The sequence below is a fragment of the Nostoc sp. FACHB-888 genome, from assembly GCF_014696655.1.
Lineage (GTDB): Bacteria > Cyanobacteriota > Cyanobacteriia > Cyanobacteriales > Nostocaceae > Nostoc.
This window is the reverse complement of the sequence record NZ_JACJQM010000026.1, coordinates 26,236-39,424: the sequence shown is the minus strand read 5'-3', so window position 1 is coordinate 39,424 and position 13,189 is coordinate 26,236. Positions and strand designations below refer to the sequence as shown.

The 13,189-nt window shown below is 42.6% G+C and carries 11 protein-coding genes; 9 read left to right on the top strand and 2 right to left on the bottom strand.

The annotated features are described in order from the left end of the window. Positions 1-5 precede the first annotated feature (5 nt). Positions 6-974, top strand: coding sequence for an ABC transporter permease (locus H6G26_RS17705; RefSeq protein WP_190730496.1), 969 nt, complete (start codon positions 6-8; stop codon positions 972-974). Positions 975-1,204: 230 nt separating this feature from the next. Here H6G26_RS17705 and H6G26_RS17700 read toward each other — a convergent pair whose 3' ends face one another. Continuing rightward, the gene (locus tag H6G26_RS17700; protein ID WP_190730548.1) at positions 1,205-1,615 is read right to left on the bottom strand and encodes a universal stress protein; all 411 of its coding nucleotides are present in this window, start codon (positions 1,613-1,615) and stop codon (positions 1,205-1,207) included. A gap of 89 nt (positions 1,616-1,704) precedes the next feature. Between H6G26_RS17700 and H6G26_RS17695 the strand changes: the two genes are divergently transcribed. The 5 genes from H6G26_RS17695 to H6G26_RS17675 all read left to right on the top strand — a co-directional run bounded on the left by H6G26_RS17695 (position 1,705) and on the right by H6G26_RS17675 (position 9,518). Next, positions 1,705-2,907, top strand: a complete 1,203-nt coding sequence (locus tag H6G26_RS17695; RefSeq protein ID WP_190730495.1) for a phosphoglycerate kinase — start codon at positions 1,705-1,707, stop codon at positions 2,905-2,907. A 1,122-nt stretch (positions 2,908-4,029) separates the two neighbouring features. Then, positions 4,030-5,523, top strand: a complete 1,494-nt coding sequence (locus H6G26_RS17690; RefSeq protein WP_242053778.1) for a CHASE3 domain-containing protein — start codon at positions 4,030-4,032, stop codon at positions 5,521-5,523. 21 nt (positions 5,524-5,544) lie between these two features. Next, the gene (locus tag H6G26_RS17685) at positions 5,545-5,973 is read left to right on the top strand and encodes a response regulator (RefSeq protein ID WP_190730494.1); all 429 of its coding nucleotides are present in this window, start codon (positions 5,545-5,547) and stop codon (positions 5,971-5,973) included. A gap of 12 nt (positions 5,974-5,985) precedes the next feature. After that, a complete protein-coding gene (locus H6G26_RS17680) occupies positions 5,986-7,023 on the top strand; it encodes a histidine kinase dimerization/phosphoacceptor domain -containing protein (protein ID WP_199326952.1) in 1,038 nt (345 codons plus the stop codon). Between the two features lie 20 nt (positions 7,024-7,043). Next, on the top strand, positions 7,044-9,518 hold the full coding sequence (locus H6G26_RS17675) for an EAL domain-containing protein (protein ID WP_190730493.1): 2,475 nt from the start codon (positions 7,044-7,046) through the stop codon (positions 9,516-9,518). Between the two features lie 117 nt (positions 9,519-9,635). On the opposite strand, the gene H6G26_RS17670 is transcribed toward H6G26_RS17675, so the two are convergent. After that, positions 9,636-10,100 carry a hypothetical protein gene (locus H6G26_RS17670; RefSeq protein ID WP_190730492.1) on the bottom strand — a complete coding sequence of 155 codons (465 nt, stop codon included), beginning with the start codon at positions 10,098-10,100 and terminating at the stop codon, positions 9,636-9,638. 165 nt (positions 10,101-10,265) lie between these two features. Between H6G26_RS17670 and H6G26_RS17665 the strand changes: the two genes are divergently transcribed. The 3 genes from H6G26_RS17665 (at position 10,266) to H6G26_RS17655 (ending at position 12,964) form a co-directional block, all read left to right on the top strand. After that, positions 10,266-11,171: a YihY/virulence factor BrkB family protein gene (locus tag H6G26_RS17665; RefSeq protein WP_190730491.1), complete on the top strand. Its 906-nt coding sequence runs from the start codon at positions 10,266-10,268 to the stop codon at positions 11,169-11,171. A 92-nt stretch (positions 11,172-11,263) separates the two neighbouring features. After that, complete coding sequence (locus tag H6G26_RS17660) at positions 11,264-11,770, top strand: DUF4112 domain-containing protein (RefSeq protein WP_190730490.1); 507 nt, start codon at positions 11,264-11,266, stop codon at positions 11,768-11,770. Positions 11,771-12,028: 258 nt separating this feature from the next. Beyond that, on the top strand, positions 12,029-12,964 hold the full coding sequence (locus tag H6G26_RS17655) for an alpha/beta hydrolase (RefSeq protein WP_190730489.1): 936 nt from the start codon (positions 12,029-12,031) through the stop codon (positions 12,962-12,964). Positions 12,965-13,189: the final 225 nt, after the last annotated feature.

The following is a 13,189-nucleotide window of genomic DNA, read 5'->3' as shown; positions in this document are numbered from 1 at the left end:
GCGTCATGGCTGCTACAAGGTCACTTGCGCTTGCCAGCAAGCGTTTCGCCAAGCTCCTCACCTCGCAGGGCTTGCTGCTCATACTCCTTAGTTTGGCTGTTTTCGCATCTTTTCGTTATGAAACCTTCCTGACACCTCTTAATCTCATGAACATCATGCGACAGAACAGTATGCTCGCGATCGTCGCACTGGGCATGACTGTCGTAATCGTGAGTGGAGGAATCGATCTCTCCGTGGGTTCTCTCGTCGCTCTAGGCGGTGTAGTCGCAGCAATGCTCGCCGGGCAAGGAAGTTTCGTGGCAATCGTTGGCGGCATTGCTAGCACCACGTTGCTCGGTCTGGTAAATGGTCTTCTTGTGTCGCGTGCGCGTCTCCAGCCGTTCGTTGTTACATTATTTACTGCCAGCGCTGCACGCGGGCTGGCGTTAAGTATCACCGAGGAAAAGTCAATTGCCATATCATCGGCAGCATCGGGACTTGTTTGGCTTGGTAGGGGGTTCATTGCTTCTGTCCCTATCCCCGTGATTATGGTTGCGCTCTTATATTTTGCAGCTTGGTTTATGCTGCACAGGAGCCGATTAGGGTTGCATATATTCGCTGTTGGTGACAACGAGGAGGCTTCCCGGCTCATGGGCGTGAACCCAAACCGAGTCAAGCTTGCGGTCTACACCCTCAGCGGTCTGCTTTCAGGGCTTGCCGGTGTTGTTCTCGCAGGTCGTTTAGGGGCAGGTCAGCCTGTAGCTGCCTTTGGCTGGGAGACAGATGCGATCGCCGCGACCGTCATGGGAGGAACGTTTCTTGCAGGGGGGCAGGGGAGCGTGTTTCCGACGCTGGTCGGTGTCCTTCTCTTAGGAATGATGTACAACCTTCTGAATCTCGAAGGGACTATTACTCCGTGGTGGCAGCTAGTGCTTCGCGGTGGCTTTCTACTTATGGTCGTGATCTTCCAGCAGCGCATCGCCCAGAGGGGCTAATACACAGCAAACACATCTTAATTTCGTAAGGAAAATTTATAATACTTTTGACTTTTGACTTCCGCCTTGGGTTACTAGTACGCCACGGCGGAAATAGAGGAAGCATTTAAAATCCCTAAAAAGCTTATTCCATAATACTTTTGACTTTTGAACGCCAGTTGCTTTAAGTCGGCAGAGCCGCCCAACGCACTGGCTCCTTTTGATTTTTGACTTCCGCCTTGCGGTCACTGCTAGGGCACAATCAGCACTGGGCAAGGGGAAAGATTAATCACGCGAGTGGTAACACTATCATCTGCCCCCTCTTCAGTCAAGCCTAGTCCCCGACATCCCATGATGATTAAATCGGCGCCGATTTCATCAGCGACATCGCAGATAGTAAAAGCTGGTTTACCTTGCCTTTCCAGGATTTCGGATTGAATTCCTTGTCCAGAAAATAAAGATTGAGCATTTTCTAGCAGCTTGGCAACTACCTCTGGTGACACCATCGGATCATCTGTACTAGGCGCGTCTTTTGGCGCTTCTTCCACTACAGACAGCAGCACCAAGCGACTGCTGTACTTTTTGACTACGTTGGTAACTACATCAGCAGCTTCCCGCGTTTCCCGGCTTTGATCAATAGGAAATAGTACTGTCTTAAATATCTCTGTCACTTGGGTACCCCTGACTCCGGTAAAATCTTGATGGTTCTACTTTCAAAACAATAACAAAAAGGCAATCAGGAGAGTTTGGTGTGTCCAAAAAAAGTTTAGCAAGTTTATCTTCGGCTGATATCTCTGGGAAACGTGCTTTAGTGCGGGTTGACTTTAATGTGCCTGTGGATGATCAAGGCAATATTACCGACGATACTCGCATTCGCGCCGCTTTACCAACCATTAAAGATTTGACGCAGAAGGGAGCTAAGGTCATTCTCACCAGCCATTTTGGTCGTCCCAAGGGTGTGGATGATAAGTTACGCCTAACTCCCGTTGCCAAGCGTCTATCTGAGTTACTGGGGCAAGAAGTCATTAAAACTGATGACTCTATTGGCGATGAAGTTGCAGCTAAAGTTGGTGCGTTGCAAAATGGCCAAGTGCTGTTGCTAGAAAATGTCCGTTTTTACAAAGAAGAAGAGAAAAACGACCCAGAATTTGCGAAAAAATTGGCAGCTAATGCTGATTTTTATGTAAATGATGCTTTTGGTACTGCACACCGCGCCCACGCTTCTACTGAAGGCGTGACAAAATTCCTCAGTCCTTCTGTGGCTGGATATTTAGTCGAGAAGGAATTGCAATATCTGCAAAATGCCATTGAAAATCCCCAACGTCCTTTGGCGGCGATTATTGGCGGTTCCAAGGTTTCCAGCAAAATTGGTGTAATTGAAACACTGCTAGAGAAATGCGACAAGCTAATCATCGGTGGTGGAATGATTTTCACCTTCTACAAAGCTCGTGGTTTGAATGTCGGTAAATCGTTGGTAGAAGAAGACAAGCTAGAACTAGCGAAGTCTTTAGAAGCTAAGGCTAAAGAACGAGGCGTTGCTTTATTGCTTCCCACAGATGTGGTAGTGGCAGATAACTTTGCCCCTGATGCCAATTCTCAAACCGTTAGCATTGAGAATATCCCAGATGGTTGGATGGGTTTAGATATTGGGCCAGACTCAGTGAAAGTTTTCCAAGAAGCTCTTGCAGATACCAAAACGGTAATTTGGAACGGGCCAATGGGTGTGTTTGAGTTTGATAAATTTGCGGTAGGTACCGAAGCGATCGCTCATACCCTTGCCGAAATTGGTAAAACTGGCACAACCACCATCATTGGCGGCGGCGACTCAGTAGCGGCTGTGGAAAAAGTTGGTTTAGCCGACCAAATGAGCCACATCTCTACCGGCGGCGGCGCTAGCTTGGAGTTGCTTGAAGGCAAGGTATTGCCTGGAATTGCGGCTTTAGATGATGCTTAATAGCCATCTTTAGAATTACAGCAGTTTTTTTGCATGAAGTACAAAGCTACGGGTTTGGAGGCAGAAGGCAGGAGGCAGGAGATAGAAACTCTTTATATCTAGATCCGTGAGTCCTGCATTTTTTTTGTACCTCCTTTAATTGCAATCTGCTGTATGTAGAAACGTTACATTTAACAAGTGGTGGGGGTTTAAGTCCCCTGCTTCTATCAAGCAGCGCGCTTTGATGCCTAAGCTAAATCCCCGGACGCTCGCTCGCAGACTCGCTCTAAGCGAAGCCATGCCGTTGGCGCAGCCTCTCGAAGAGAAGGCTTTACGCTGCGCTAACACAAAACGTAATTGCGTTAGCGTAGCGGGGCGTTCGCTTTTAGCGTCTCGCAGAGAAGCCCATTGCGAATTGCGAATTGTTTTAACGTCTCTACATTAAATAGGGAAAAACTATGGAAACTAAATGGCCGGAATGGGCGCAAAAGTAATTTTATGTCTCTATCTAGTCTACGTATTTAGTATGTCTCCATTTAATCTACGTATTTAATGTATCAATTTAATATCAAGCTAATAAATAAAAGTTTTATAGTGCAATTGCTGAGGTTATATATCACATTGACATAATTCATGCAAGCGAAAATCTCTTGAAGATGGGTGGGGAAATATACTGAATAATTGAACAAAATTTATTATTTGCCTTTTTATGAGTCAGAAAATATACGCTCACAATAATTAACTAATTATAGATATCCTTTATTAGAGCTAATTTGCTCTTGAAGTTAAGAAACTTGGTATCAGTTCCCAAGGCTATGACAAGTAGTACGGTGAAAAACTTTTGGTATTACTGATTTCAAGTATGAATACAAATATAGAGACGCGATATCTCGCGTCTCTATATGGGTTTTGACATTAAACAAAATCATTTTCATACTTCTTATTTAAGAATACCAAAAGTTTTTCATGGGTATTGTTTGGTGGAACGAAGATATAGCCGCTTGGACTGGGGCTGCTAGTTACCCTTTTGCTTGCATACGGGGCGGTGAACAAAGACGCTAACGCTGTTAACCGTCTACAGGGCTGGCTCACCGTTTTTACCACTTTAGTCAGCGGCTACTTTTTCAATTAGGAAGGTAAAAAATGGAATGGGCTATTTACAAAAAGAATACGGGCAGTTTTGTAATAGCAGTCGTAATTATGGCTGGTGTTGGCGCAGTCTCGTATCTTAGTTTGCTTCAGTATAGACAAAACGCTCAATGGGTCACACATACACGCGAGGTGCTTGAAAAGACTAAAGAAGTAATGTCACAAGTCAAAGATGCAGAGACTGGACAACGGGGCTATCTTCTCACGGGAAAAGAAAAGTATCTGGAACCCTATCGCAGCGCAACTGGCGAGATTGATCAAAAACTCAAGGCTCTGCGCCAATTGACTGCGGATAACCCCAATCAACAGCGGCGGCTCAATAACCTTGAACCCTTGATTGCCAAAAAACTGGTTTTGATGGAACAAGCGATTAAAGCCAGGAGTAAAGATTTAGAGTCCGCGCTGCAAATAATTCAGACAGATCAGGGTCAGCAGAGCATGGAAGATATCCGAATGCTCACTACAGCTATGGAGAAGGAAGAGAATGAGTTGTTGAAAAAGCGGTCAATAGAGGCGAACGCCAGCGCTCATCAAACAACTTTACTGACTATTTTTGGCAGCATTCTAGCTTCTGCGATCGTCGGTTTAGCAGCCATAATCACCAATCAGGAACTCGTCAAACGTAAGCGGATGGAAAATTATTTGCAAAAGGCTCGTGATGAGTTAGAAATAGAGGTTAACAAACGGACTGCCGAACTTAGAAACACTAACGAAGAATTACAAGCTGAAATTAATGAGCGCAAAAAGGCGGAGTCAGAGATTCTGCGCCTGAACGTCCAGCTTGAGGGGCGAGTCGCAGAACGCACAGCACAACTCGAAGCTACTAACAAAGAGATGGAAGCATTTAGTTATTCTGTGTCTCACGATCTACGGGCCCCCTTACGGAGCATCGACGGCTTTAGCCAAGCGCTACTAGAAGATTATAGTGACAAGCTAGACGCGCTAGGTCAAAACTACCTCCAGAGAGTCCGTGCAGCTACCCAGCGAATGGCACAACTAATCGACGATTTACTTAATCTATCACGACTAACGCGCAGTGAGATGCGTTACGAAGAGGTTGATCTGAGCGCACTGGTAGAGACGATCGCTACAGAGTTGCACAAAATACAACCAGAACGCCAAGTAGAGTTTGCTATTACACCGGGATTAGTTACCAATGGTGATACTCATCTGTTACGGATCGTGCTAGAAAACCTGCTGGGTAATGCGTGGAAGTTTACAGGAAAACATCAAAAAGCACGCATAGAATTTGGGCTTTTGCAGCAAGATGACACCCATGTGTATTTTGTCCGTGATGATGGCACAGGCTTTGATATGGCCTATGTTGAGAAACTCTTCGGTGCTTTCCAGCGCCTGCATGCTATGACTGAGTTTGAAGGCACTGGCATTGGGCTAGCTACTGTACAGCGAATTATTCACCGTCATGGTGGCCGTGTCTGGGCCGAAAGTGCAGTAGAGCAAGGCGCAACATTTTACTTCACCCTCTAACTATAGGAAACGCTATACAACATGATTTTACTTGTAGAAGACAATCCCGACGATGAAGCGCTAACCTTACGCGCACTCAAGAAAAACAATATTATGAACGACGTGGTGGTGGCACGCGATGGGGTAGAAGCCCTAGATTATCTCTTCGGTAAAGGTGCGTACGCCGATCGCGACATGAGCGTTATGCCCCATCTCATCCTCTTAGATTTGAAGTTGCCTAAAATGGATGGTCTGGAAGTTTTGCGACACCTGCGGGCCGACGACAGAACAAAAATCCTTCCAGTAGTCATTCTGACCTCGTCTAAGGAGGAGCAAGACTTAATCAAAGGTTACAGCTTGGGTGCCAACAGCTATGTTCGCAAACCAGTGGATTTTTCCCAATTTAGTGAATCAGTGCGACAACTAGGGTTGTACTGGTTTGTTTTAAATGAATCACCGCCGAGAGTATAGTTTTAGATGGGTATGGGTACACCTCTGCGCGTATTACTTGTAGAAGATTCAGAAGATGACGCTTTTTTGGTGCTGCGTGAACTGCAACGTGGTGGCTATGAAGTAACCTCTGAACGGATTGATACACCCACAGCCATGAAAGCTGCGATCGCAGGACAAACATGGGATATTGTCATCTGCGATTATTCCATGCCCACTTTTAGCGCCCCTGCTGCATTGAAGCAGGTCAAGGAAAGCGAACTTGACCTGCCATTTATTATTGTCTCAGGCACTATTGGTGAAGATACTGCAGTAGCCGCGATGAAAGCTGGTGCCCATGACTACATCATTAAAGGCAATCTAGCGCGACTTATTCCTGCTGTTGCCCGCGAGTTGCGTGAAGCGCAGATGAGACTGGAACGTAGACAAGCAGAGGAGCAGATTAAAGCGTCGCTTCAAGAAAAAGAAGTGCTATTGAAAGAAATCCATCATCGGGTAAAAAATAATTTGCAGATTATTTCTAGTCTACTCAACCTGCAAGCAGAGTATCTCAAGGACAATCAAGCCATTGAGGTATTCAAAGATAGCCAGAACCGGATTGAATCAATGGCTTTAATCCACGAGAAACTATATCAATCTCAAGACCTGGCAAGAATAAATTTTGCTGACTATATCCAAGATTTAGTAACTAATTTATTTTATTCATACAACGTTAATTCCAGCGCTATTACCTTGAAAATGAACGTTGAGGAGGTTTTTCTAGCCATTGATGCAGCGATTCCTTGCGGCTTAATTATCAATGAACTTATTTCAAATTCCCTAAAATATGCATTTCCTGAAAAACAACCGGGAGAAATTTGTATTGATTTTTTCTCCATAGAAGCAAATTCATTTACACTTACTATCGGTGATAATGGAGTCGGTTTTGCCCAAGATTTTGACTTTCAAGCTACAGAATCATTAGGTCTGCGATTAGTAAAAGGTTTAACACATCAGTTACAAGGCAATATCGATTTTACTATCAATAACGGAGTGAAGTATAAAATTATATTTCCGACTAAAATTTCTTAAAGTTATAAATTCAAAAACTCATGAACCCAGTAAATATATTAGTTGTTGAAGATGAAATCATCGTAGCAATGGATATACAAAATCGGCTACGAAAATTTGGATACACTGTTCTGGGGATGGCCGACTCTGGAGAAGAAGCAATTAAGAAAGCAGCAGATAATTCTCTAGACTTAGTTTTAATGGATATTCACCTCAAAGGAAAGATGGACGGTGTGGAGGCTGCTCAGATAATTCATAGTTTTTTTAATATTCCAGTAATATATCTGACTGCTAATGCAGATGAATCAACATTAGAACGAGCAAAGGGAACAGAGCCGTTTGGCTATATTCTCAAGCCTTTCAAGGAAAAAGAATTAAAGTTCGCTATTGAAATTACTCTTTCTAAACATCGGACGGAAAAAAAATTAAAGCAGAATGAACGATGGCTTACGACTGTACTAAAAAGTATTGGAGATGCTGTAATTACTAGCGACGCATCTGGATCTGTGACTTTTATGAATCCGATTGCAGAGGAACTGACGGGTTGGAATTATTCAGATGCATTTGGTAAAGAAACAACAGAAGTATTCAATATTGCTCATGAAAAAAGTCGTACAATAATTGAAAGTCCGATAGCACAAGTCCTTAAATCGGGTGTTACTGTTGGTCTACCAGAAGAAACAATACTTATTACTAAAAATGGTGTAGAAATACCAATTGATGATAGTATTGCAGCGATTAAAGATGATAACGGTAACATCACAGGTGCAGTTTGTGTCTTTCAGGATATCACTGAGCGTAAGCTGATATTGGAGGCACTAGCGCGTCGTCAACAAGAATTCAAAGCACTAGTTGAAAATGCGCCTGATATTATTTCCAGATTTGACACTCAATTACGCTACGTTTACGTTAATCCAGCTATTGAAAAGATTACAGGGATATCAGCCGAAATATTTATCGGCAAAACAAATGCAGAGTTAAATTTGCCAGAAGAATTTTGCTGGATATGCGATCGCAAGCTTGGGCAAGTTTTTGAAACTAAGCAAGAAACCGAGTTTGAATGCAGTTTAGCGATCGCTTCCAAAACAAGATATTACCATACCCGTCTTGTGCCTGAATTAGCTAGCGATGGTTCAGTATATTTTGTTTTAAGTATTTCTCGCAATATTACTGCTCTAAAACTTGCAGAGGCGCAATTAATTTATGACGCCTTTCATGATGTACTAACCGGTCTGCCAAATCGCGCTTTATTTATGGAACGGCTAGAACGTGCGCTTATGCTGGCAAAACGACGTCCAGACTATACATTTGCTGTTCTGTTTCTAGACCTAGATCGCTTCAAGGTTATCAACGACAGTCTTGGCCACATGATTGGTGATCAACTGTTAACTGCCCTTGCACGCAGACTAGAGAACTGTCTGCGTGCTGGAGATACAGTTGCCCGTCTAGGGGGAGATGAGTTTACAATTTTGCTTGATGATCTCAACAACATCAATGACGTAACAAACGTAGTGGAGCGAATACACGAAGCTCTAACATCTGCATTCCAACTCAGTGGATATGAGGTATTTACTACCGTTAGTATTGGCATCACCGTAAGCACGGGTAGTTACAGCCTACCAGAGGAACTCCTGCGCGATGCTGACATAGCAATGTATCGTGCTAAAGCATCGGGTAAGGCACGCCATGAGATATTTGACTCAACCATGTACAGCCAACAAACAAAGCTATTAGAGTTAGAGATGGATCTACGGCGGGCAGTTGAACGCCAGGAGTTTCAGGTTTACTACCAGCCAATTGTTTTGTTAGAAACTTACAAAATTATTGGCTTCGAGGCTCTCGTTCGCTGGCAGCACCCACAACTGGGATTAGTTACTCCAGACAACTTTATTCCACTAGCAGAAGAAACTGGGTTGATTATCCCTATTGGTTATTGGGTACTAGGCGAGGCTTGTCGTCAGATGCGTGCTTGGCAAATACAATTTCCTACTGACCCACCCTTGACAATCAGTGTAAATCTTTCCACTAAACAATTTTCACAACCTAAGCTAATTGAACAAATTAACCAAATTATCCAAGAGACTGGTCTAGAAGGCAGTAATTTAAAGCTGGAGATTACCGAAAGTGTACTGATGGAAAATATTGAATCAGTAACTTTTATGCTATTGCAACTGCAAAAGATGAATATTCAATTACATTTAGATGATTTTGGTATAGGCTATTCATCCTTGAGTTACCTGCACCGCTTTCCAAGTAATGCCTTGAAAATTGATCGTTCTTTTGTTACTAAGATTGGTGTTAATGGGGAAAACTTGGAAATTGTCCAAGCGATCATCACCCTAGCACAAAGTCTAAATATAGATGTAATAGCAGAAGGCATAGAAACAGTAGAGCAACTGGCACAACTTAGAGCAATGAAATGTAAATATGCACAGGGATATTTTTTCTCCCAACCCCTAGATAGCAAGTCGATAGAGAGATTAATTGCATCCGGCATTCAGCCAATACAAGGATAGCATCACGTCGCTTTGCTTTGAATTCAAAATTTAAAATTCAAAATTAATAATCCTCATAAATAAATTTAGTTGCTCTGTATCCTTTTTTTGTCGGTTAAGGAATTTACTACAAACTCTTTATTTACTCTCTTTTTCTTTTCTGGCTCGTTCCTGTGTCAAGCTATCAATAGCATCACCCAAGGCAGTAGTAAGGCTATTGCGGGTTTGAGCGTGGTTATCCTGCTCAGTTTTCAAAGCTTGCAAGAGGCGATCGCGTTCTTTGATTACAACGATGAGTTTAGCTTGTAAGTCCTCCACAGATTTTAGTTGTTCTATTTCTTGTTTGATCGCTGTTGCTGGTGTCCCAGCAGCCAGTGTCTCAACCTCCAGTCCCCGGAGTTTATGCAAGTCTGCCTTGAGGGATGCGATCGCCTGTTGGGACAGTTGGGCATCTGTGCGACGTTGTTCTGCTTCTGTGTTGTAAAGCTGACGCCATTTTTGGGCACTTTCCCAAGCTACATCGCGATCGCTCTGAAGTCCCGCCATCTGCTCTTTGAGTGTTTGAATTTCTGTTAACCACTGTTGTGTTAAATTTTGATTCATAAGTTAATAGTCATTAGTTATTAGTCAATGGTCATTAGTGATTAGTCATTAGTCAAGAGCCATTAGACTCCCCACTCGGTGTTGTTGTGTTAAAAAGATAAATGCGATCGCTATACAAAATTTGGCACAGTAGTTAATAAACTAACCAGTTTTAACTCTTGAGTTATGCCAAAGCCTCGTTTTTTCCGTTTCTTTCGCCACCTCAATTGGCGCACACTCAAAAAAACTTTTGCCAGAACAATCGAAAGGCGATTGATGGGACTTGCCTCGGAAATTGCCTTCAATGCTATATTATCGCTGTTTCCAGCAATTCTTGCTGTCCTCACAGCCATTGGCTTATTGGTAGAATCTTTACAAGCTACCTTTAAACAGCTAGCGGCACAACTCAGTCAAGTTTTACCTGAAGAAGCCCTGATTCTAATTCGTGATTTTGCTACCACAGAAATTACCAATTCTAGAAACAGTGGTTTATTTTCTCTGAGCTTTATATTAGCAATTTGGACTGCTTCTGGGGCGGTGAGTACCGCTATGACCGCCTTCGACCAAATCCATCAAATTCCTCCAGAAGAGATCCGTCCCTTTTGGAAAGCCAAACTTGTCTCTTTGGGATTAACAGTCGGTACTATGTTGCTTTTAGTTTTGGCTTCTTTCTTAGTGTTTATTAGTGACCTACTGTTGGGAATGGTAGTGCGCGAAAATGATTCTTTGATCTTCTTGTTGCATCTTTGGCAGTTGTTACGCTGGCCCTTAGCTTTAAGTATTGTTGCTGTTGCTTTTAGCTTTGTCTATCGCTATGGTCCTAGCCAGTGGAACCCAGGCACGCCAATGATGCCTGGAGCAATTTTAGCAGCTGTTTTCTGGGCAATATTGTCTGCCCTATTTCGGCTTTATGTGGCGAATTTTGGCAATTATAATAAAGTCTATGGTGCAGTAGGGGCTGTGATAGTTTTAATGCTTTGGCTGTCAATGAGCGCTGCTGTTCTATTAATTGGCGATCAGCTGAACGTGACTGTCGGCGAAGATATGCGGCAAAAGCACAGTCAGAATCTGATAAAAAATATTAAATTGTAAATATCGTTATAAATCCCTGAGGAAATTTTTGCAAAAGTTCAGTAGGGGAGTAGAATGTCTAACGATTCAATACAAAGTTAGCGATCGCTTTGATGCCTGATTCTCCTTCTCGCTTTTCGATGATTGAACCTGATGCCAAAGCACCCACCTTGAAGCGTCTGCGTCAGTTAAGTCGGCTGCTGGATAATGTTATTACCATTCCTGGTACGCAGATTGGTTTTGGTCTAGATCCAATTGTCGGACTTATACCTATTGGTGGTGATTTTTTAGGAATCATGTTTTCTAGCTACATCATTTTAGAAGCAGCACGGCTAGGTGTATCTAAAGCCACTTTAGGCAAAATGGTTCTGAATGTGATTATTGATGGCTTGGTAGGCGCTGTTCCAGTTTTAGGAGACTTTTTTGATTTTGCCTGGAAAGCTAACACTAATAATATCAAGCTATTAGAAGACTACTTAAAGTTTCCTAGCCAGCAAAAGAGTGCGAATAAGTGGTTTATCTTTGCCGTTTTAGTTGGATTGTTGCTGATTGCCATTGTTTTAGTAGCATTGCCAGTATTACTAATTAGAATGCTGTGGAATTTTTTAACAGGCGGTTAAAATAATTTGTAATACTCGCCTCCGGCGAGAAGCAAGCTACGTAATTTGTAATATCAAATTCGGTAGCATCCGAATGATTAAAAAACCACAGAAACGCTGAGGGAGGGTAAAGAGGAATAATTTTGATATAAACGGATTTGATATAATTCATAATTAAGTTTTGCAACTCGGATTTAGACTCCGGCACAAAGCTTGCTGCTTGTTAGTTGGTCTTTACTTAAACCTCTAGAATTAGTTCAATTATTTATTGATAACAGAATGAAAGATTGGTGGCAAGCTACTTTCCCTAAAGGGCGGCAAAGTCTAGTTATTACTGATGCTAAAGGATATCCTGTACAAATTGCTTATGGCGAAAAAGGTAAAGGTAAACCGCTAATTTTACTACATGGGATGGGTAGTTGGAGCTATAATTGGCGCAATAGTATAACACCATTATCTAAATATTTTCGGGTAATTTGTTTTGATGCCAAAGGTTTTGGTTTTTCCGAAAAACCATTGTCTCGTAGAGAACATAACGGTCATCAAGTTATTGAGTTTCAAAGAGTTATTGAGGCATTATGTGATGAACCCGCAGTGATTGTGGCTGAATCTTTGGGGGGATTAATTGCCCTTGCCCTTGCTCAAGAAAACCCGCAGTTAGTCGAGCAGCTTGTAGTAGTAAACGTACCTGTTTTTGCCGAACGTCTACCCCATTGGGCTATGTGGGTACTTGCCCAAACGCCTTTGGAAATAATCCATACAATTGACTATCTACGTTTGGCATATTTGTTTGCACCTCTATTGAGAGAAATTATGGCAATAGAAAGGCGTGGGGTATTATTTGATCCGTCAATTTTGACACAGGAAGATGTTTATTGGATAACTTACCCGTTTATTGAATTTCCTGGTACGGTTGCGAAAGTCGCCGAAGACTTACAAATAGCAGCGCGAGAAATTGATAATTGGCAAGAAAAGAAGCCAAATATGCTCACCAAAATTCAAAATAACCTGAGTGCAATTAAGTGCCCTACACTAATATTGTGGGGTGAGCAAGATAGTTGGTTTCCTGTTAGTCATGGTGAAAAATTACATCAGCATATCCCCAATTCTAGATTACAAATTTTGTCTAACTGCTACCATGATGCGTCAACTGGTGCTTTTGAAGTGTTGAATGCAGCGATTCTTGAGTTTTTACGAGATACTGCGAGATACTGATTGTTAAGCTCATCCCATCCCTAAAAAGGGATGGGATAACACGAAAGACTGTTAACCGTCAACCACATCGGGGCGTTTCTCATCCATCTTTAAAAAGAGTGGGTTTTTCCAACGCCTTTTTATAAAAAGAGAGTGGGAGGAAGCATATCAGTCAGCTTTCAAACTCCCACTCTGCCATTTGCTACTGAAGTGAACAGGAATGTATACAGACGTTGCCCATTATTT